At 70.4% G+C, this 20,689-nt stretch carries 17 protein-coding genes; 10 read left to right on the top strand and 7 right to left on the bottom strand.

Annotation, left to right across the window (positions count from 1 at the left end; genetic code table 11):
• Nucleotides 1–74 precede the first annotated feature (74 nt).
• Complete coding sequence (locus tag HNQ07_RS06645; protein ID WP_184110144.1) at nucleotides 75–1,241, top strand: BMP family ABC transporter substrate-binding protein; 1,167 nt, start codon at nucleotides 75–77, stop codon at nucleotides 1,239–1,241.
• An 88-nt stretch (nucleotides 1,242–1,329) separates the two neighbouring features.
• On the top strand, nucleotides 1,330–1,818 hold the full coding sequence (locus tag HNQ07_RS06640; RefSeq protein ID WP_184110143.1) for a nucleoside deaminase: 489 nt from the start codon (nucleotides 1,330–1,332) through the stop codon (nucleotides 1,816–1,818).
• 10 nt (nucleotides 1,819–1,828) lie between these two features.
• On the opposite strand, the gene HNQ07_RS06635 is transcribed toward HNQ07_RS06640, so the two are convergent.
• From HNQ07_RS06635 to HNQ07_RS06605, 7 genes are all read right to left on the bottom strand, one after another.
• Nucleotides 1,829–2,896: a glycosyltransferase family 2 protein gene (locus tag HNQ07_RS06635; protein WP_184110142.1), complete on the bottom strand. Its 1,068-nt coding sequence runs from the start codon at nucleotides 2,894–2,896 to the stop codon at nucleotides 1,829–1,831.
• The gene (locus tag HNQ07_RS06630; RefSeq protein WP_184110141.1) at nucleotides 2,893–3,876 is read right to left on the bottom strand and encodes a 3-oxoacyl-ACP synthase III family protein; all 984 of its coding nucleotides are present in this window, start codon (nucleotides 3,874–3,876) and stop codon (nucleotides 2,893–2,895) included. Before HNQ07_RS06630 ends, HNQ07_RS06635 begins: the two co-directional genes overlap by 4 nt.
• Nucleotides 3,873–5,204 carry a F390 synthetase-related protein gene (locus HNQ07_RS06625; RefSeq protein WP_229831839.1) on the bottom strand — a complete coding sequence of 444 codons (1,332 nt, stop codon included), beginning with the start codon at nucleotides 5,202–5,204 and terminating at the stop codon, nucleotides 3,873–3,875. The genes HNQ07_RS06630 and HNQ07_RS06625 overlap by 4 nt, the downstream gene beginning before the upstream one ends.
• Nucleotides 5,197–6,045, bottom strand: coding sequence for an MBL fold metallo-hydrolase (locus HNQ07_RS06620; RefSeq protein ID WP_229831840.1), 849 nt, complete (start codon nucleotides 6,043–6,045; stop codon nucleotides 5,197–5,199). Before HNQ07_RS06620 ends, HNQ07_RS06625 begins: the two co-directional genes overlap by 8 nt.
• The gene (locus HNQ07_RS06615) at nucleotides 6,042–7,010 is read right to left on the bottom strand and encodes an NAD-dependent epimerase/dehydratase family protein (protein ID WP_184110140.1); all 969 of its coding nucleotides are present in this window, start codon (nucleotides 7,008–7,010) and stop codon (nucleotides 6,042–6,044) included. The genes HNQ07_RS06620 and HNQ07_RS06615 overlap by 4 nt, the downstream gene beginning before the upstream one ends.
• Nucleotides 7,011–7,038: 28 nt before the next feature.
• Nucleotides 7,039–8,889 carry a putative bifunctional diguanylate cyclase/phosphodiesterase gene (locus HNQ07_RS06610; RefSeq protein WP_184110139.1) on the bottom strand — a complete coding sequence of 617 codons (1,851 nt, stop codon included), beginning with the start codon at nucleotides 8,887–8,889 and terminating at the stop codon, nucleotides 7,039–7,041.
• Nucleotides 8,890–9,759: 870 nt separating this feature from the next.
• Nucleotides 9,760–11,091 (bottom strand): S8 family serine peptidase, encoded by a 1,332-nt coding sequence (locus tag HNQ07_RS06605; RefSeq protein ID WP_184110138.1) that lies wholly within the window; start codon nucleotides 11,089–11,091, stop codon nucleotides 9,760–9,762.
• 522 nt (nucleotides 11,092–11,613) lie between these two features.
• Between HNQ07_RS06605 and HNQ07_RS06600 the strand changes: the two genes are divergently transcribed.
• The 8 genes from HNQ07_RS06600 to tal all read left to right on the top strand — a co-directional run bounded on the left by HNQ07_RS06600 (nucleotide 11,614) and on the right by tal (nucleotide 20,666).
• On the top strand, nucleotides 11,614–12,336 hold the full coding sequence (locus HNQ07_RS06600; RefSeq protein ID WP_184110137.1) for a PucR family transcriptional regulator: 723 nt from the start codon (nucleotides 11,614–11,616) through the stop codon (nucleotides 12,334–12,336).
• A gap of 57 nt (nucleotides 12,337–12,393) precedes the next feature.
• Nucleotides 12,394–13,377, top strand: coding sequence for an aldo/keto reductase (locus HNQ07_RS06595; RefSeq protein ID WP_184110136.1), 984 nt, complete (start codon nucleotides 12,394–12,396; stop codon nucleotides 13,375–13,377).
• A 69-nt stretch (nucleotides 13,378–13,446) separates the two neighbouring features.
• Complete coding sequence (locus HNQ07_RS06590; RefSeq protein ID WP_184110135.1) at nucleotides 13,447–15,000, top strand: sensor domain-containing diguanylate cyclase; 1,554 nt, start codon at nucleotides 13,447–13,449, stop codon at nucleotides 14,998–15,000.
• A 117-nt stretch (nucleotides 15,001–15,117) separates the two neighbouring features.
• Nucleotides 15,118–16,479 carry an aminotransferase class III-fold pyridoxal phosphate-dependent enzyme gene (locus HNQ07_RS06585; protein ID WP_184110134.1) on the top strand — a complete coding sequence of 454 codons (1,362 nt, stop codon included), beginning with the start codon at nucleotides 15,118–15,120 and terminating at the stop codon, nucleotides 16,477–16,479.
• The gene (locus HNQ07_RS06580) at nucleotides 16,480–17,043 is read left to right on the top strand and encodes a hypothetical protein (RefSeq protein ID WP_184110133.1); all 564 of its coding nucleotides are present in this window, start codon (nucleotides 16,480–16,482) and stop codon (nucleotides 17,041–17,043) included.
• Between the two features lie 34 nt (nucleotides 17,044–17,077).
• A complete protein-coding gene (locus HNQ07_RS06575) occupies nucleotides 17,078–18,607 on the top strand; it encodes a CoA-acylating methylmalonate-semialdehyde dehydrogenase (protein WP_229831842.1) in 1,530 nt (509 codons plus the stop codon).
• Nucleotides 18,608–18,714: 107 nt separating this feature from the next.
• Nucleotides 18,715–19,605: an N-acetylglucosamine kinase gene (locus HNQ07_RS06570; RefSeq protein WP_184110132.1), complete on the top strand. Its 891-nt coding sequence runs from the start codon at nucleotides 18,715–18,717 to the stop codon at nucleotides 19,603–19,605.
• Nucleotides 19,606–19,733: 128 nt separating this feature from the next.
• Entirely contained in the window at nucleotides 19,734–20,666 is a 933-nt protein-coding gene (gene tal, locus HNQ07_RS06565) for a transaldolase (protein ID WP_184110131.1), read from the top strand.
• Nucleotides 20,667–20,689 lie beyond the last annotated feature (23 nt).

Raw genomic sequence — 20,689 nt, 5'->3', positions numbered from 1 at the left:
GCAATTCGTTATTAGAATTTTGGACATAGTTCACGAATCACCGCAACGCTCCCATCACCACGCGGAGGACTGCCATGAAACGACCCCTGCTCGCCACCCTGACCCTGCTGAGCACCACCATGACCCTCGCCCCCACCGCCCAGGCCCAGGCGGGCGGGAAACTCAAGGCCTGCTTCGTGTACACCGGCCCGGTCGGGGACGGCGGGTGGACATACGCGCACGAGCAGGGCCGCCTGATCACGCAGAAGGCCCTGCCGTGGCTGGACAGCAGCACCGTCGAGAGCGTCCCCGAGGGCCAGGCGATGCCGGTGCTGGACAAACTCGTGGCGCGGGGGTGCCAGGTGATCTTCACGACGAGTTACGGCTATATGGACGACACGCTGGCCGCCGCGAAGAAGTACCCGAACGTGATCTTCGCGCACAACGCCGGATACAAGCGCGCGCCGAACATGGCGACGTACATGGCGGACTTCTATCAGGTGTTCTACGTGAACGGCCTGATCGCCGGGGCGCTGACCAAGACCGGCAAGGTGGGCTTCCTGGGCACCTTCCCCATTCCGGAACTCAAACGCCACCTCGACGGCTTCGCGCTGGGCGTGCGCGCCGCGAACCCGAAGGCGAACGTGAACGTCACGTGGATCAACTCGTGGTTCGATCCGACCAAGGCCCGCGAGGCCGCCGAGGCCCTGATCTCGGGCGGCGCAGACGTCCTGACCAGCAGCGAGGACAGCGCCACCGGCCTCCAGACCATCGCCAGCAAGAAGCTGCCGGGCTTCAGCCACTACAACTCCATGATCAAGTACGCGCCGGACTACACGGTCTCGGGGCAGCTGGTGCACTGGGACAAGATCTACATCGACTTCCTGACCAAGGTGCACAGCGGCACGTACACCACCAAAAACCTCCAGAACGTGGACTACTGGTGGCTGCTGAACAAGGGCGCAGTCGAGGTCGGCGCGGACTACGGCATGGTCGTGAACCCCAAGTGGACGGCGCAGCTCAAGGCCGCGACCATGACCGTGAACGGCAAGAAGATGAGCGTGTACGACCGCGTGACGCAGGTGCTGGCCGACATGAGCAAGCCCACGCCCACCTTCGATCCCTTCACCGGGCCGATCAAGGACCGCAACGGCGTGTTGCGCGTGCCCGCCGGCAAGACCGTCAGCGTGGCCGACCTGAACACGCTGTCGTGGGTGGTGCCCGGCGTGGTCGGCCAGGTCGCGGACGAACCCAAGAAGTAGACCAGGACCTGCGAGCGCTCCACGCGGACGGTCATTGCCATGGAGCGCTGCTTGTCGTCTGCAGCGCACGGCCGGGTAAGCTGGGCAGGTGACCAGCACGCCCACCGAGACCGACCTGCACTTCCTGCGGCAGGTCATCGCCCTGAGCGGGCAGGCCCGCGCGCAGGGCCACCATCCCTTCGCGGCGCTGGTCGTGGACGACCGGGGCGAGGTGGTGGCCGAGGCCGTGAACGGCTCGCGCCCGCCGGAGGGCGATCCGACTCGGCACGCCGAACTTGTCGCGGTGGCGCAGGCCGCCCGGCGGCTGGACCCGGCGCAGCTGCGCCGCTGCACGCTGTACTCCAGCGCCGAACCCTGCGCGATGTGCGCCGGGGCCGCGTACTGGTGCGGCGTGGGCCGGGTGGTGTACGCCCTGTCGGAGGCCCGATTGCTGACCCTGACCGGCAGCCACCCCGAGAACCCCACCCTGGCCCTCCCCTGCCGCGAGGTGTTCGCCCGCGGGCAGCGGGCCGTCGAGGTGCTCGGCCCCGCGCTGGAGGACGAGGCCGCCGCCGTGCACGTGGGTTTCTGGGACTGACACGTGAGCGTCAGGACGGGTAGCGCCGCCCCTTCCACTCCACGGTGCGGCGCAGGGCGCGGCGGTACGCGGGCAGCGCGGCCAGCGGCGTCAGCGGCGAGAGCAGGCCCTCGGCGAGGTCCGCGGGCGAGCGGCGACCCACGATGACGTTCACGGCCGTGCGTTCCAGCAGGCCCAGCGCCCGCAGCAGCCGGTGGCCGCGCGTGCGGGCGGGCAGCAGCCACGGCAGGGTATACACACCCAGGTGCACCGCCGCCAGCAGCAGCATCAGCGCCCGCGAGTCCAGGTGAACGCCGCGCGCGTTCTTGCTGAAACCCGCGACGGACTGCGCGTAGTCGCCGTACATGCGGATGCCGATCAGCTCCTGCCCGAGCGCCTGCGCCACCCGGCCGCCCGCCGCCTTGAGGTGCCGGGCGAGCTGGGTGTCCTCCAGCAGCTCGGTCCGTACGGCCGCGTGCCCGCCGAGTGCCCGGTACGCAGGGGCGCGGAACGCCATGACCGCGCCGTGGGCGGTGGTGGCGAGCCGGAACGGCAGCTGGAGCAGCGGATACGGCAGCCACGTGAGCACGACCACATCCACCAGCGGGGTCAGCAGCCGCGCGCCGCCGCGCAGGCCCTCCGCGCGCGGCAGCACCGTCAGCAGGTCCGCGCCTGAGGTGTTCAGGTCGTGCACCACGGCGTCCAGCGCGCCGGGATGCCAGCGGACGTCGGCATCCGTGAAGATCAGGACGTCGCCGGTCGCGGCCTGCGCGAGTTGCTGGCACGCCCAGGACTTCCCCACCCAGCCCGGCGGGAGGGGCTGCCCCGGCAGGACACGCGCGCCGAGCGACCGCGCCACGTCCCCGGTGCCGTCGGCGCTGTGGTCGTCCAGCACGATGACCTCGGCCGCGCCCTGCGCCAGCACGCCGGGCAGCGTGACCGGCAGGGTCTGCGCCTCGTCACGGGCGGGCACCAGCAGCGACACGCGCGGGCGCGGCGCCAGGGGACGTGGCCGCAACCGGGGAAAGCACAGCGCATTGATGCCCAGGATCACGCCCTTGACCGCCAGGAAGGCCAGCGCCGCCCGAACGGCCCTCACAGCCGCAGGATCAGGCCGCCGGTGCTCAGGCCCGCGCCGGTACCGGCGAGCAGCAGCGTGTCTCCCGGCCCGGCCCGGCCACCTTCGAGCGCGTGGTTCAGCGTGAGGGGCAGGCTGGCCGCGACCACGTTGCCCAGGTGCGGCAGCGTCACCTCGACCCGGTCCGCGGGCCAGCCGTAGCGCTCAAGCAGGGCCAGCCCGGCCGCGCTGGCCTGGTGGGGAATCACCCGGTCAATGCCCGGCAGGCCGCGGCTGAGGCCCGGCCGCAGCCGCTCCAGGAACGCCGGCACCACCCGCGACGCCAGCTTCAGTACCTGTAGTCCCTGCATGTCGAACTGGAAGTCGGCGGGCGTCAGGCCCGGCGTCAGGGGGCTCAGGAGTGAACCCCCGGCGCGCATGCGGGTATGGTCCGCGCCCGCCGGGTAGGTCTCGAAGCGCGTCGCCTCGACCCCCTGTGCCGGGTCCGTGGCCGGGCCGATCACTGCGGCGGCGGCACCGTCTCCGAGCAGCAGGGCGCTCTCGGGCTGTCCAAAGTTCAGGCCCAGGCTGGACGACTCGCTGCTCACGATCAGCACGTGCCGGGCCTGCCCGGTGTGTACCAGCAGCGCCGCGTGGTGCAGCGCCGACAGGAAGCTCAGGCAGGTGGCGTGCACGCTGTAACACGCCGCGCCGCTCACGCCGAGTCCGCGCGCGTACAGGGCCGCGCCGTCCGGGATGGGCTGGAGCTGACTGCCGCTGGCGTTGAGCAGCACATCGACGTCGTCCAGCGGCACGCCCGCGCGCTCCAGCGCGTCGTGGGCCGCGCGCACGCCCAGACTCAGGGCGGTCTCGTCGCCGGACAGCCAGCGGCGTTCGCGCACGCCGGTGCCCGCCTCGGCCAGACCGGGATCGACGCCGCAGCGCTGCGCGACCTCGGCGGTGGTCACGACGCGCTGCGGCAGGGCCTGGGCGGTGGCGAGCACGCGCATGTTCAGGATCATGGAGCCTCCAGGGGCGGGGTCCACACCCGCGTGACGCGGCGGCGTTTGCGGCCGGGCGGGGGGGAACCCAGCAGCTCGGGAACGAGGGTGACGCGGGCCTCATCGACGCCCGCCCGGCGCAGGGCGTGCCGGATCGCCGCGCACGCGGCCCCGGCGGTGTCCGGCGTGAGCGGCACGAGGCCCACGGTCACGGTCGCGGCGTCCACCTGCGCGACGCCGTACTCGTGGACGCCGGGCAGGGCAGCCAGCGCGCCCCGCAGGAAGTCCGGCCATACCGTCACCGGCTGGCCGTCCGGGCCGGGCAGCCGCAGCGCGTCGTCCTGCCGCCCCGCGATGTGCAGCACCCGGCGGGACGCGAGCCCGCACGGACACGGCTGCGGATCAACGTGCAGCACGTCGTCGAGGCGGTGACGGATCACCGGCTGGGCCCGCCGGCGCAGGTCCGTGACCACCGGGCGGGAGCGGTCCCCGCCCAGCGGCTCCAGGTCGATATGCACGTGCGCCTCGTTCAGGTGCAGGTGCCCATGCGCGCACGGCAGGCCGAGCAGGCCCTCGGTCGCCTGGTACACCTGCACGACCGGCCCGAACGCGGCACCCAGCGCGGCCCGATCGTCGTCCTCGAGCACCTCGGCGACGCTGACCACCCGCGCGGGCCGGGCGCGGGCGCCGGCCGCGTGCAGGGCACGCAATACGCTGGGCGGCCCGACCAGCACGGTGGGCCGGTACGCGCTCAGTTCGGCGGCCAGGGCGTCCAGCGGGCGCAGCAGGTCGAAGTAGCGCAGGTCGACCGCGCGGCCCTGCACGCTGCGGTACAGCCCGCCCTCAGCGCGCAGGACGAACGCCACCCGCTGCGGCCGCCGCAGGGCCCACGGCCACCCGGGCAGCAGGTGGCGCAGCACCGTGCCTGCCCAGCGCTGCCGTTCGGCGCGCGACACCACGAACACGCCCTGCATGCCGCTGGTGCCGGTGGACAGGCCCACGACGACCTCGCCGGTTCGGCCGCGCAGCGTGGGGCGGAAGTCGCGCGAGGCCTCGGCGGCGCGGCCCACCTCCCGCACCTGCGCCAGCGTCAGGCCTTCAGTGTTCAGCGTGTCGAAGTGCTCCAGCGTCCAGCGCTTGTCCACCGGCGGCAGCTCGCGCCAGCGCCCGGCGTCCAGACCGGCGTCGCGGAAGCGCGCGGCGGTCGCGGGGCTGTGCGCGAGCACCCAGCGCAGGTGCGCGCGGGCCAGCCGTTCCTGATGCGCCTCCAGCCGCGCACGGTCGCGGAAGGCCAGGCGACCCTCGGCCAGCGCGGCACCCAGCACGGCCACGGCGTTCAGGTCACGCACGGTCCACCTCCGGGTCGTCGTGGCTCACGATCACGCGCACCCGGGGATGGGCCGTGATCCACGCGCGCAGTCGGCCGGCACTCGCGCGTTCCTGCGCCGGGTTCCAGAACGCCAGCCGCGCCAGCGCCGGGACGTCCAGCCCGCGCCGCAGCGCCCGGACGCTCCACGCGGCGTCCGCGGCGAGCAGCACCAGCCCGGCGCCGTCGCCGGTCAGGGCCGCGTCCGGCGCCCTGCGCACCACCAGCGCCACCATGCCCGGCGCGTGCCCCGGCACCGGCAGCGCGTGCACCGTGCCGTCCCCGAACACGTCGGCGGAAGTCTCGAAGGGGTCAAGACCCGGCGGGGCCGTCCGGAACGCCAGCGCCTCCGCCCGCTGGGCGAGGTCGTCCGGCAGCAGGTCCGGCAGGAAGGCCCGCCGCACGGCCCGCACGCCACGCAGCGGCGCCAGCGCCCGCAGGCCCGCGCCGTCGAGGTGAATCCTCGCCCGGGGGAAATCGCGCAGGCCGCCCACGTGGTCCGCGTGCAGGTGCGAGACGATCACGTGCTGCACTTCGGCGGGCTTGATGCCCAGCGCCCGCAGCTGATCGGCGGCGGCCTCGCCCGGCGCGAGGCGCACCGGCGTCACCGCGCCGTACAGCACGCCCGGCCAGCGCCGCATCAGCGCCCGCACGCGCTCGCTGTAGCCAGTGTCGAAGAGCACCGGGCCGCGCTCGGGGTGGTGCAGCAGGGCGAAGCCGGCCGGATACCTCCGCACGCGCCACGCCCCGCCGCGTTCCGTATGCGCCCCGACGTTCATGCAGTGCCCGGCCACCAGCGGCGTCACGCCCACACCGCCGGTCACGCGCCGGCCTCCAGCGCCGCGAGCACCTCCGCCAGCCCCTCCTGCGGGGACACCGGCGGCGTGTACCCCAGCTCCCGCCGCGCCCGCGTGAGGTCAAGCGTCATCGGGCGGATCAGGAGCCGGACGGCGCTGGCGGTCACGACCGGCTCCGGGGCGCCCGGCCGCAGCCGCGCGGCCATGTCCAGCACGGTGGCGACGCGCTCGACCAGTGCACCGGGCACAAAGCGCCGGGGCGGCGGCGCGCCGATGGCCCGCGCAATCTGCTCGATGGTGGCCCAGATCGGTACGGTCTCGCCGTCGCTGATGTTTACCGGCCCCGCCACCGGTTGCCGTAGGGCGAGGTGCACGGCGTGCGCGGCGTTGCGGACGTGGGTCAGCTCGGTGTGCACTTCCGTCCGCTTCAGGCGGGGCAGGCGGCCGGCACGCAGCGCCCGCACCACGCGCGGCACGATGCCCGGATCGCCCGGCCCGTACAGGCCGCGCGGGCGCAGCAGCGTCGCCGCCGGGTGATGCCGCTGCACGGCCACCTCCGCCAGGGCCTTGCTGCGCGCGTACGGCGAGTCGAATCGCGGCCCGAAGGGCGTGTCCTCGGGCACCCGCTCGCGCCGGCCCGTGGCGTTGTACACGCTGGGCGAGCTGACGTGCACCAGCGGCACCTGCCGCCCGGCGCACAGCCGCGCGATGCGCTCGCTGGCCTCCACATTCTCGGCGTACAGGTCGGCCCAGCGTGCCCACAAGGTGGACCGGGCCGCGGCGTGCACCACCGCGTCCACCGCTCCCACCTGGGCCGCCCAGCCGTCGGCCCGTCGCAGATCCAGGGGAACGAAGTTCACGCCACTCTCTTGCAACGCCCGCCCCCGCCCGGCGTCCCGGCCGGTGCCCGTGACGTCGTGCCCAGCGGCGGCCAGCTCCCGGGCGACCACGCCGCCCAGAAAACCGGTGGCGCCCGTCACGAGGATCCGCATGCCGCCCAGCATAGGGCGCTCGGGCGGTTCAGGGCTGCCAGTTGGCCTGCGGCCGGCCGAACAGGTAGCCCTGCAGGATGGGCACGCCCAGCTTCTGCAACGTGAGGTGCTGCTCGCTCGTCTCGATGCCCTCCGCGACGATCTCCAGGCCCAGTTTGTGGCCCATCTGCACGATCGCCTCGATGATGCCCCCGGCGCGCTCGCCGTGCTCCAGCGCCACCACGAAACTGCGGTCGATCTTCAGGCCGTCCAGCGGGAAGGCGTGCAGATAACTCAGGTTCGAGAACCCGGTCCCGAAGTCGTCCAGCATCACACGCACGCCGGTCCGCTTGAGGTCGGTCAGGAGACGCACCGCCCGCTCCGGCGACTGCATCATCAGGCTCTCGGTGATCTCCAGTTCCAGCCGCTCCGGCTCCAGACGGCTCCCGCGCAGGGCGCGCTGCACCGTCTCGACCAGGTCGCCGCCCATGAACTGCCGGGCGGACAGGTTCACCGCGACCCGCACGTCCCCCCAGCCCGCGGCCTGCCGGCACGCCTCGCGCAGCACCCAGTCGCCCACCGGGACAATCAGGCCGCTGCGTTCCAGCAGCGGAATGAACTCCGCCGGCGAGCGGCGGCCCAGCGCCGCACTGTTCCAGCGCAGCAGCGCCTCGCCCGACACCGGGCGGCCGCTCACGGCGTCCACCAGCGGCTGGATGTGCAGCTCGAACTCGTTGCGCTCCAGCGCGCGCGCCAGGCCGCTCTCCAGGCTCAGGGTCACGCTGCGCCCGGCACCGCCCACGGCGGGCGCCGCGGCCACCACCACGCCCGCTCCGTCCTTGGCCTCGCTGGCCGCCTGCGACGCCGCGCGCAGCAGGTCGTCGGGATCGGTGCCCTGCTCCGGGAACCGCGCCACCCCCACCGTCGCCCCGATGACCACCTCGGCTCCGCCCACGCTGAACTCGGCGGAGAAGGCCCCGAGCAGCTGTCCGGCCCGGCGGCGGATCACAGCGGGGTCCTGGTCACCGCGCACGACCAGCGCGAACACGTCGCTGCTGAGCCTCGCGAGCGTGTCGCCGGCCGCTGTCAGGCCCTCCAGGCGCTGCGCCACCTGCCGCAGCAGGTCGTCGCCGCCCATCAGGCCGAGCACGTCGAGCATCCCCCGGAAGCGGTCGAAGTCCACCACCAGCAGCGAGAACGCCGTCTCCTCGCGGATCTCCTGGCTCATCAGGGCGCGCAGCAGCAGGCGGTTGGGCAGGCCCGTCACGCCGTCGTGCAGGCGGCCACGCTCCAGTTCCTGCAGCTGCGCCTGTACCTGCGCCTCGGCCTCCTGCCGCGCGCGGTCGCTGAGGTTCCTGAGCTGCCGCTCGTGTTCGGCCTCCAGCCGGGCGCTGTTCAGCAGCGTGTCGTTTGCCAGGTGCTGCGCCTGCTTGGCGAGCGCCAGGTCACGCAACTCGCGTTCCAGACCGGTGGCCTGACGGAGGTGGTACAGGCTTGCGCGGGGGTCGTCCTGCTCGTACGCACCGGCCAGCAGCATGTGCGCGTCGAACGCCGCCTGCGGGCGGTCGTGCTCCCCCGCGATCACCAGGGCGTCCTCGAGCTTCGGCATCGCCAGCGTCCACTCCTGCGTGGCCAGCCAGTTCTTCGCGCGGCCCAGCATGGCATCGAGCTGGTTGTCGAGATCACCGATGCCCTGCGCAATTTCCTCGGCGAGGGCTAGGCACTGCTCGGCAGCTGCGATGTCACCTCGCTCAGACTGCAGCAAGCCCAGGCTGTGGAGCGCGGCGCTCTTGAGGCGCGGAAGGTTCAGGGCGAAGGCCTCCAACCGGGCCGCTTCAAGCAGGTCAAAGGCATCGTCCCGGCCGAGCTTCCGGGCGATCTCGCCCGCGTTGAGGGACATGGCCGCGACGGCAGCGTGGTCATTTGCTGCCAGTGCCGCATTTCTCGCTCTCATGTAATGGCTGCCCGCTTCTTCGGGCCGGTTTAGGACTTCCAGCAGCTGCCCGAGATTGCTGTGAACGTGAAGCTCGCTGGCCAGTGGAGAGGCACTGGACGCAAGATGGTCCAGCGCCCAGTGCAGCAGATCCATCGCATCGTTCGTCCGGCCCAGATCAATCAAGATCAGAGACCGGTTGCACGCTGCGCGAATCTCTCCAGCCACATCGGAGATGGCCGCACGGAGCGTCTGCACCTGCTCGAGCGCTGAAAGGGCGCGGACGCTGTTCCCACGCATGTGCTCGATCTGTGCGCACAGGTTGAGAGCTTCTGCCTGCACCTCGGTGAGCCCGAGCTGGGCCGCGCTGCCGACCACGCCAGTCAGCTCTGCGTAGGCCGTATCGGTCTGACCGCTGAGCAGGAGAATCTGGCCGTGGATTCGGCGAGCACGTATCTTGAGTGATGGATCGGACAGATACGACTCTGAGGATGACAGATGCGCCGTGGCAATCGTCACCTGGCCAAGCTTCAGAGCCGCGTCAGCAGCCTGAATCTCGGCCCGGGCACGGAGCGAGTCGCTCTCGGGGTCCATGCCAAGGGCGTCAAGCACCTGAGCGCAGTACATCATCGCCAGCGCTGGATCGGTCGCAAGGAGCAGGTTCGCGTCGCCCAGTAAGGCGGCGGAATCCAGTGTGCCCGCACCGGCGGGTGAATACTGGTGCTCGCTCAACACGCCAGCATCCTAGTGACACGGCCCTATCAGCAACCTGACACGCCGCCCGACCCCCGCTTTCACAAGTGGCGGTCGGGCGGCGCCAGGCTCAGGGATGGAGTGTCAGTGCCCTAAAGAGGTCATCGCGGCACTCAAGTTCAGGCGACCGCTGCCGAGTTTGCCCGCGTACGCGGAATTGCCGGCTACGGAATTCACGTTGTCCGCCGTCGTGATCAGTGCAGCGGCTGCCTGTGACGCGGTGGCCCCCACGCTCATCCCCAGGGCCACTCCCCCCGCAACGACCGGCGCACTCATACTTGTACCGCTCCACGAAGCGAGACGCTGCTGGGGAGCCGGCCCGTACACGCTCTCTCCGGGGGCCAGCAGTTCGAGCGCTGCACCGTACTGCGAGAACGCACTCTTGGCGTCGGCACTGCTAACGCTGCCTACCGAAATATTCATGGGCTGACCTGCGAACTCAGCAGCGGGATAGTCCAGACCTTCTGTCCCAGCATTACCGGCGGCACCAACGACCGCTACGCCATGACTGTTCGCGTAGGCAATCGCCTGCGAGACAGCTGTCACCGGTTCGTCCGAACCCAGGCTGAGGTTGATGACATTGGCGCCGTGATCTGTGGCCCACACAATGGCCGCCGCCACCGAGGCGACGTCACCCGTGCCGTCCACGCCCAGGACACGCAACGGCATCAGGCGGGCCAGCGGGGCCACCTGGGCGACGATACCCGCCGCCTCGGTGCCGTGGCCAGTGAGGCCTGAGCCCAGGTCACCTTCGTCTTGCGGAGACGAGTCACCGTCCACGAAATCGTGCCAGGTGGATGAATTTGTAAAGCTTCCAGCGAAGGCAGGATGATCCAGATCGACGCCGGTATCGATGATCGCAACAGTCGTGTTTGTGCCGCCGACGCGCTCAGGAGCCTGGACGTCATCCAGCGAAACCTGCCGCCAAACGTTGGTATTCTGGGGAATCGTCTCGTACCGACCGTTGCCCCACACGTTGACCGAACCGTTGCCCCAGACATTCACCGATCCACTGCCCCACACGTTGACAGAACCGTTTCCCCACACGTTGACCGATCCATTGCCCCAGACGTTCACCGATCCACTGCCTGATGCCGTCTGGCTGCTCTGGCCCTTCCCCCTGTTGACCCGGTAGACCTTGTGGTTCTTCTCGACCTTCACCTTGGTGCTCAGCGGGGCGAGGCGGGCGCCGTCAGTGCTGACGGTCAGCACGGCGAAGGTGGGCGTGCGCGTGATCAGGTGGCCGTGGTACTGCGCTTCGAGCTGGGCATCGGTGGCGTTGCCGGGCTGCAGGACGGTCAGGACCGAGTCGGCCGCCGTGCTGGCAGCGGGCGCCGCGGTGCGTCCACAGCTGGCGAGCAGGGCCGTGAGGGACAGGACCGACGCAGTGAGGAGGAGGTGAGACTTCGCAGGCATGGTGGGCTCCTTCGTGAGGATTTCGTGATGGTTTCGGGAGCGGCGCGGTCGAAGATGAAGGCAGCGTGGTGTGGGCGCGGTGCTCGACCGGGATCAGAATCACGCCCTGCACGGGGCAGGTTGCGCTTCTAGACCACAGTTTGCCCGAGCGTTTACGCCTTTGCAATCGAGGCAGACACCAGTCTTACAACGCCGAAGGTAAATGAATGAAACTTAACTTTAATCATGAATTGCAGCAATCGATCTCACGTCGGGTGTGTAGACCACTTCAAGAGGTTGGGTCATTTGAAGGTGCGTCTCCAGCACTGTCGAGGCACGATTCTGTGCACTGGACTCGTGCCCATACGACCATTGGTATGAACCACATGGCCCCCATCACGCCGGCCGGCCGGGCTGTTGGCCTGTCTAGGCGTCGAGAGCCACGACGGGCGGTCTGGGCGGGTCCCGTCCGTGGCGAGCAGCGGAGGCTTAGCATGGGGCTATGCGCTCCGGGTGCCCTGTCCGCCGACGGTTCGGTATGCCGTGACGCGGCAGGCCCTGCCCACCCTGCGTGAGGTGCTGGCGCTGCCGGCCTTCGCCGGAGCGGACGTCCTCAGCCGCAGCGGGCTCGAGCGTGCCGTGGCGTGGGTCCACGTGTCGGAGGTGCTGGACGCCGCGCGCTTCCTGTCCGGCGGTGAACTGCTCCTGAGCACGGGCCTGGAACTGTCGCGCATCACGCCGGATGCGGGCGTGGCGTACCTGCGTTCGCTGGCCGAGGGCGGAGCTCACGGCCTGGCGCTGGAACTCGTCGGGCCGCTGCGGGAGGTGCCAGAAGACGTGGTGGCCGAGGCGCGGCGCCTGGCATTCCCGCTGGTCGTGTTCCGGCACGAGGTCCGTTTTGCCGACCTGACGCGCGCGGCGCTGGAGCGCATCCTGGCGCGTGGCGTGCCGGACGTCGCGGGCGGCCTGGACAGCGTACTGATGGCGCTGCGCGAGACCGGCCGGGCAGGCGCGTTCCGCGAGGCGCAGCTGGGGCCGCTGCTGGGCCTGCCGGAGCGGGCACGCGGCACGCTGCTCGGCACCCTGGACGCCCTGATGGCCGGGCAGTTCAACATCGCACAGGTGGCGCGGACACTGGGCGTGCGCCGCCAGACGGTGTACTACCGCCTGGAGCAGTTGCGCGCCCTGCTGGGAGACCTCGACGATCCGCGCCGGCGGCTGGCCCTGCAACTGGCCCTCGACCTGACGCGCGACCACGGCCGCTGACAGCCGCCGGAGAGGGCGGAACTTCCGGTAGCATTCGGGGCGTCACAGGAGGCAGGAATGCAGTACCGCACACTCGGCAAGACCGGTTACGACGTGTCCACCATCTCCTTCGGCGCGTGGGCCATCGGCGGCACGTGGGGGCAGGTGGACGACGCGCAGAGCGTCGCGGCGCTGCACCGCGCGCTGGATCTGGGCATCAACTTCTTCGACACCGCCGACGTGTACGGCGACGGCCACAGCGAGCGCCTGATCGCCCGACTGCGGCGCGAGCGCCCGGAGCCCTTCCTCGTGGCGACGAAGGCCGGCCGGCGGCTCGATCCTCACGTGGCGGGCGGGTACACCGAGGCGAACCTGCGCGGCTTCATCGAGCGCTCGCTGAGCAACCTGGAGGTCGAAGCCCTGGACCTGCTCCAGCTGCACTGCCCGCCCACCGTGCTGTACGGCCAGCCGGAGGTCTTCGAGGTGCTGGACGGCTTTGTACAGGAGGGCCTGCTGCGCCACTACGGCGTGAGCGTGGAACGGGTGGACGAGGCGCTGGAGGCCATCACGCACCCGAATGTCGCGACCGTGCAGATCATCTTCAACGCCTTCCGCATAAAGCCCGCCGAACAGTTCTTCACGGCGGCCCGCGCGGCGAACGTGGGCATCCTGGCGCGGGTGCCGCTCGCCAGCGGCCTGCTGACCGGCAAGCTGCGCGCCGACACGCCCTTCGAGTCCGACGACCACCGCGCCTTCAACCGCCACGGTGAGGCCTTCGACCGTGGAGAGACCTTCAGCGGCGTGGACTACGCGGCGGGGCTCGCGGCGGTGGAGCGGCTGCGTCCACTGGTGCCGGACGGCATCACGCTCGCGCAGTTCGCGCTGCGCTGGATCCTGATGTTCCCCGAGGTGACCTGCGCCATCCCCGGAGCGCGCAACCCGCAGCAGGTCGAATCGAACGCGGCGGCCGCCGACCTCGCGCCGCTCACGCCCGAGCAGATGACCGCCGTGCAGGCCGTGTACGACGAGCTGCTCCGCGCGCACGTCCACCCGCACTGGTGAACGCGGCCGCCGGGCACCGCCAAGCTCAACAGTCAGACCGGTGTCCTCCATGCCTGATAGCGTGCAGGCATGGTCATTGGTGAGGGGTCCGGGCACGAGGTTCAGCGGTTGGTGGCCCTCGCCCGCTACGACGTGCTCGATACGGCGCCCGAGGAACGCTTCGACCGGCTGACCGCGCTGGTCGCGGACGTGCTGGACGTGCCGGTCGCGCTCGTCAACTTCGTGGACCACGCGCGGCACTGGAGCAAGTCCTGCGTGGGCGTGCCGGGCGGCGAGGTGCCGCGGGCGTATTCGTTCTGCGCCCACACCATCGAGCTGGCCGCCATCGGGCACGACGGCGGCCTGGTCGTGCCGGACCTGCGCGCCGACGAGCGCTTCGCCGATAACCCGCTGGTGGTCGGCGGGCCGGGAGCCGTGCTGTACGCGGGCGTGCCGCTCACGACCGCCGATGGCTACCACATCGGCACGCTGTGCGTCCTGGACTTCGTGGCCCGGCCCTTCGGGGAGCGCGAACTGCGGCTGCTGCGCGGCTTCGCGGCGCTGGTGATGGACGCCCTGGACGCCCGGCAGCGGGAACGCCAGCTGACGCTGGACACCGAGGCCAGCGCCGCCCAGCTGCGTGAACTGCGGCGTGTGGCCGCCGACGCCGAGACCCTGGCCGCGATCACGGCCCTCTTCGACAGCGGCCTTGACCCGGTCGAGGCGACGCTGGCGACGGCGGAACTCGTGAGCAGCGCCGCCAGCGTGGACTGGTGCGGCCTGTTCCGCGCGCAGGACGGCCAGCTGGACCTGCTGGCGGCGTGGGACCGGCAACCGCGGGATCTCCTCGGCAGCCTGGACCCGCAGGCGATCACGGGCAGCGTGACGGGCTTCGCGGCGCGCTCGCAGCTGAGTGCCTTCGTGGACGATTACAGCGCCCATCCGCGGGCCGTGCCGGAGCTGCTCAACCTGGGCGTGACGTCCGTGGCGGCCCTGGCACTGGGCGAGATCGACGGCGGGCGGTACCTGCTCGCCAGCGCCCGCCTGGACGAGGTGCGGCCGTGGCGCCGCAGCGACCGCGCGCTGCTGGAAGCGGCGGCACGCAGCGTCCGAGGCGCGCTGGAACGCCACGCCCAGCTCCGCTCCGCCCAGGCGGCCGCGGCGCTCGACGCCCTGACGGGCCTGCCCAACCGCCGCGCGCTCGACGAGGCCCTGCGCCGGCAGGACAGCGCCGGTCTCGACTTCACCGTGGCCCTGGTCGACCTGGACGGCATGAAGGCCGTGAACGACGAGGAAGGCCACGACCGTGGCGACACGCTGCTGCAGGTCTTCGCGCAGGCGCTGCGCGCACAGTTCCGCTCGTCCGACGGGGTGTACCGGCTGGGCGGCGACGAGTTCGCGATCCTGCTGCGCGATCCACCGGACGGGCTGTCGGCCGACGAGGTCCTGGAGCGGGTGGACCAGGCGGTCGTGGCGACCCGCGCGGCGAGTTTCTCGCACATCGGGGCGAGCACCGGCGTGACGCGCGCGAACGGGCGCTCAGCGCTGGACGCGGTCGCGGAGGCCGACCGGATGATGTACGAGCACAAACGCCGCAAGGCCAGCCTGCGCCAAGCACGCGCGGTCCAGCCCTCGGGCCGCTGACGGGCGCCCGGCCGCTGGGGACCCCCGGCCGGGCTTTTGGACACCCTGTCTCTTGAGCCGGGGCGGGCCGGGGCGGACAATGGACACCTCAGTTCCGCTCTTCAGGAGGTTGTGCCCATGACCAGCACCCAGGAACGGCCCGGCGTCGCGTCGGCCCACGACATCGCCCAGATGAACCGCGACTACACCATGTTCTCGTGGAGCGTGCAGGGCGCGTCCACGCCCATGGTGATGACCGGCGGGAAGGGCAGCCACTTCTACGACGGCGCCGGTCAGTCGTGGCTGGATTTCTCCAGCCAGCTCATCAACCTGAACGTGGGGCACCAGCACCCGCGCATGCTGGAGGCCATCAAGAAGCAGGTGGATCAGCTGTGCTTCGCCGGCCCCAGCTTCGCCACCGAGCCGCGCGGCCTGCTCGGCAAGAAGCTCGCGGAGGTCACGGGGCTCGCCAAGGCCTTCTTCACGCTGGGCGGCAGCGAGGCGAACGAGAACGCGATCAAGATGGCGCGGCTGGTGACCGGGCGCGACAAGATCATCACCCGCTACCGCTCGTACCACGGCGCGACCATGGGCTCCATGAGCGCGTCCGGCGATCCGCGCCGCTGGCCGGTGGAACCCGGCGTGCCCGGTGTGGTGCGCGTGTTCGATCCGTACTGCTACCGCTGCCCCTTCGGCAAGACGCCGGACTCGTGCGGCCGGGAGTGCGTGTCTCACATCGAGGAAGTCATCCAGATGGAAGGCCCGGAGTCCATCGCGGCGATCCTCGTGGAGGGCATCACCGGCAGCAACGGCCTGATCGTGCCGCCCGATGACTACTACCCCAAACTGCGCGCCCTGTGCGACAAGTACGGCATCCTGCTGATCACGGATGAGGTGATGAGCGGCTTCGGCCGCACCGGGAAGTGGGTCGCCACGCAGCACTGGGGCATCAAGCCCGACATCATCACCTGCGCCAAGGGCCTGACCAGCGGATACATGCCGCTGGGCGCCGTGATCGTGAACGGCCGGGTCGCGGACTACTTCGAGACACACATGCTGTGGGGCGGCCTGACGTACTCCGGGCATCCCGTGAGCTGCGCGGCCGGCGTGGAGAACCTCGCCATCTACGAGGAAGAGGACATCTTCGCGCGGGTGGACGACCTGGGCGCGCACCTGGCCGCGCGCCTGGAAGCCATGAAGGCGAAGTACGCGTGCGTGGGCGACGTGCGCTACAAAGGTCTGTTCTCGGTGCTGGAACTCGTGAAGGACAAGGCCACCAAGGAGCCGCTCGCGCCCTTCAACGGCACCAGCCCCGAGATGAACGCGCTGGCCGGGCACATCAAGAGCAAGCAGGTGTATGCGTACAGCCGCTTCAACTTCCTGTGGGTATGCCCGCCCCTGGTGATCACGAAGGAAGAACTGGACGCCGGCCTGGACGTGTACGAGGAGGGGCTGGCGAAGGTGGACGCGCTGCTCGGGGCGGGCGTCGCTGCGGACTGAATGGCAGACGCGTCCATCAACCACATCCAGCTCCGGTGGATCGCATCCGAAGTCAATCCAGCTTATCGCTGGGTGAAGATCATGATTGATGAGCGCAATCTGGTTGATCTAGTGACGGAGTGGGAAAGCCGCATAAAGCTTTCAGTCAAGAGCCGTAATGAGTATAAGGGAGTTCCCGAATATCTTTTCGCTCAGCATGAATATTACGCAGATGCATGGTTCGGGTTTCGACCGGTGGCAAGCGTAGATGACCATTACGGCAGCGGTATCTATGGCGATAAGGTTTCCTTGCTGGAATGCGGCAATAGACGCTGCGGCGTTGTGGACTGCTGGCCTTTTACCTGCGAGATCAGCGTGACCGATGACTTGGTAATTTGGCACAGCTTTGAAAATCCCGTTAGAACCGAACTGGCTTTGGAGTTCGACGACCATGATGTCAAGGGGATTGACGATCCATACGCGGGATTTGGCCCATTCACATTCCTGAAATCCGAGTATGTCGTAGAACTCAACGCTCTACTTAAGGACACGGAATACGGCAGACCTGTCAGTTCATCCACTTGACCATTGGTGGTTAGTTCATCCCAAAGGAGACCCCATGACCAGCACCATCCAGAAAGACAGCACCGACACCGCCATGCCCGCCCCGATCGGCCACTGGTTCTCCGGCAAGGTCACGCACAGCCAGTCCGGGCGCACGTCCCCGGTGTACAACCCCGCGACCGGGCAGGTCACGGGCACACTCGGGCTGGCCGACGACAACGAAATCAACGAGGCCGTGCGGATCGCCAAGGCGGCCTTCCCCGCGTGGCGCGCGACGGGTCTGGGCCGCCGGGCCGAGATCCTGTTCCGCTTCCGCGCGCTGATCGATGACAACCGCGACAAGATCGCGTCCATGATCTCGGCCGAGCACGGCAAGGTGCACAGCGACGCGCTGGGCGAGCTGGCGCGCGGCCTGGAGAACGTGGAGTTCGCGTGCGGCATTCCGCAGCTCCTCAAGGGCGGCTTCTCCGAGCAGGCGGCGCGCGGCGTGGACGTGTACTCGATCCGGCAGCCGCTGGGCGTCGTGGCAGGCATCACGCCGTTCAACTTCCCGGCGATGGTGCCGATGTGGATGTTCGCCAACGCCATCGCGTGCGGCAACACCTTCATCCTGAAGCCCAGCGAGCGTGATCCCAGCGTGTCGCTGTTCCTGGCGGAGCTGCTGCAGCGCGCGGGCCTGCCGGACGGCGTGTTCACGGTGCTGCACGGCGACAAGCTGGCGGTGGACGGCCTGCTGACCCACCCGGACGTCAAGGCGGTGTCCTTCGTGGGCAGCACCCCGATCGCGAAGTACGTGTACGAGACCGGCACGAAGGCCGGCAAGCGCGTGCAGGCGCTGGGCGGCGCGAAGAACCACATGCTGGTGCTGCCGGACGCCGACCTGGATATGGCCGCCGACGCCGCGGTGAGCGCCGCGTTCGGCAGTGCCGGCGAGCGCTGCATGGCCGTCTCGGTCGTGGTGGCGGTGGGCGACGTGGCCGATCCGCTGCTGGCGGCCATCCAGAAGCGCATGCCGAATGTGAAGGTCGGGCCCGCGTCGGACAGCGGGGCCGAGATGGGGCCGCTGATCACGAAAGAGGCGCGTGACCGCGTCGAGGGCTACGTGGCCGGCGCCGCCGCCGAGGGCGCGACCGTGGTCGTGGACGGCAGGGGCCACGCGCTGGGCGAGCAGGGCTTCTTCACGGGCGTGTCGCTGCTGGACGGCGTGAAGCCCGGCATGAAGTGCTACGACGACGAGATCTTCGGGCCGGTGCTGGGTGTGGCGCGCGTCCAGAGCTACGAGGAAGGCCTGACGCTGATCAACGACAACACCTACGGCAACGGCACGGCCATCTTCACGCGCGACGGCGGCGTGGCGCGGCAGTTCCAGTTCGACGTGGAGGTCGGCATGGTGGGCGTGAACGTGCCGATCCCGGTGCCGGTGTCGTACTACTCCTTCGGCGGGTGGAAGGCGTCGCTGTTCGGTGACACGCACATGTACGGCCCGGAAGGCGTGCAGTTCTACACGCGCGGCAAGGTCGTGACCAGCCGCTGGCCTGACCCGGCCACCAGCACGATCGACCTGGGCTTCCCGCAGAACCGCTGATCCGACTGCTGCCGACCTGACCATGTGCGCCGCCTGCACATGGTCAGCGTTCTTACCAACAGGACTGTCAGAATCGGGCGGATGACCGAGCTGTGTATGGTGAAGCGTTGAGCCGTCCTGCCCTGCTGCTGGGGCTGGACGCTGGGGGAAGCGGCACGAAGTGGGCGCTGGCGCGCGACGGCCAGACGGTGGCGAGCGGCGTGACGCTGCCGTTCACGGCCGCGCTGTTGGACACGCCGGCGGGCGCACAGGCGCTGACCGCGTTGGCCGCCGGTCTGCCCGGCCGGCCGGAGGCCGTGCACGCGGGCGTGGCCGGCCTGAGCGCTGGCTCGCCGCGTGCGGCGGCCGTCGCGCGGGAACTGGCGGGCGTGCTGGGCCTGGAGCCGGAGCGGGTCAGTGTGGAGGGCGACCTCGACCTCGCGTACCGCGCGCACCTGGGCGGCGGCGAGGGCGTGCTGCTGTACGCCGGCACGGGTTCGGTGGCGTACCACGTCTCGGCCGGCGGCGCGGTCACGCGCGCGGGCGGCTACGGCTACCGCATCGGAGACGACGGGGGCGGGTTCAGCCTGGGCCGGGCGGCGCTGCGGGTCCTCACGGACGACCTCGACCGCGGCGTGGTGCCGTCCGGGGCGCTCGCCGCCGAGGTGGGCGTGGTCACCGGCGGCCTGGACTGGGACACGCTGCGGACCTTCGTGTACGGCACGCCGGGGGCGGCCAGCGTGGCGCGGCTCGCCCCGGCGGTCGGGAAGGCCGCGGACGCCGGGGACGTCCGGGCGGGAGCGCTGCTCACCGAGGCGGCCGGGCAGCTCGCCACGCTGGCGCAGCGTGTGCAGGCGCGGGTGGGGCCGCTGCCGGTCACCGCGACGGGCGGGGCCTTCCGGGTCAGTCCGCTGCTGCGCGCCGCCCTGACGCGCGAGTTGCCGGGCGCCACTGTCCAGCAGCGCGAGCACGCCGAGGCCGCCGCCCGCTACGCCGCCGCCCACCTGAGTGGGTCGTGACCGCCCGAACATGAGCCGGTGATTGGCGAATTCGTCTGCCCGGGGCGCGCTGCCCGGACACCACCGGGCGTATCGTGGAGCGGAAGCCGGGCCCGCATGCCGCGCCGTCCAGCGCCGAGGAGGACACCATGAACGCCCTGGAACAGCTCAAGACAATGACCGTGGTCGTGGCCGATACCGGCGACCTGGAAGCCATCCGCAAGTACCAGCCGCAGGACTGCACCACCAATCCGTCGCTGATCCTTAAGGCAGCCAGCCTGCCCGGCTACGCCCAGGCGCTGCGCGACGCCCAGGACATGGACGACGTCGAGGCGGCCATCGACATGCTCACCATCCGCATCGGCACGGAGCTGACCCGCATCGTGCCGGGGTACGTCAGCACCGAGGTGGACGCGCGGCTGTCTTTCGACACCGACGCCATGGTCGCCAAGGCGCGGCACCTGATCGACCTGTACCAGAAAGCTGGCGTGGGCAAGGAACGCATCCTGATCAAGCTGGCGACCACGTGGGAGGGCGTGCAGGCTGCGCGCATCCTGGAAGCCGAGGGCATCCACTGCAACCTCACGCTGGTGTTCAGCAAGGAGCAGGCCATCGCGGCGGCGCAGGCGGGCGCGTACCTGCTGTCGCCCTTCGTGGGCCGCATCACCGACTGGTACAAGAAGGCGACCGGCACCAAGGACTACGCCGTGGACGACGATCCGGGCGTGCAGAGCGTGCGCGAGATCTACCACCACTTCAAGTCGCACGGCTACCAGACCATCGTGATGGGCGCGTCGTTCCGCTCGGCGGCGCAGGTGAAGGCGCTGGCGGGCTGCGACCGCCTGACGGTCAGTCCGCAGTTGCTGGGCGAACTCGAAGGGGACCAGGGTCACCTGGAGCGTGCCCTGACCCCCGTGCCCGCGACCGAGACCGAGCCGCCGGTCAGCGAAGCGGATTTCCGCTGGGCGCTGGCGAGCAACCCCATGGCGAACGAGAAGCTGGCCGAGGGAATCCGCGGCTTCCACGAGGACACCGAGAAGCTGCGCACGCTGCTGCGCCAGAAGCAGGCCGCCCCGGCGTAACGCCCAGCACCTGACCCGGACGC

It is taken from the genome of Deinococcus metalli, from assembly GCF_014201805.1.
GTDB classification, from domain to species: domain Bacteria; phylum Deinococcota; class Deinococci; order Deinococcales; family Deinococcaceae; genus Deinococcus; species Deinococcus metalli.
Note: the sequence above shows the minus strand (reverse complement) of the source record. Positions and strands in the feature narration are given on the sequence as shown.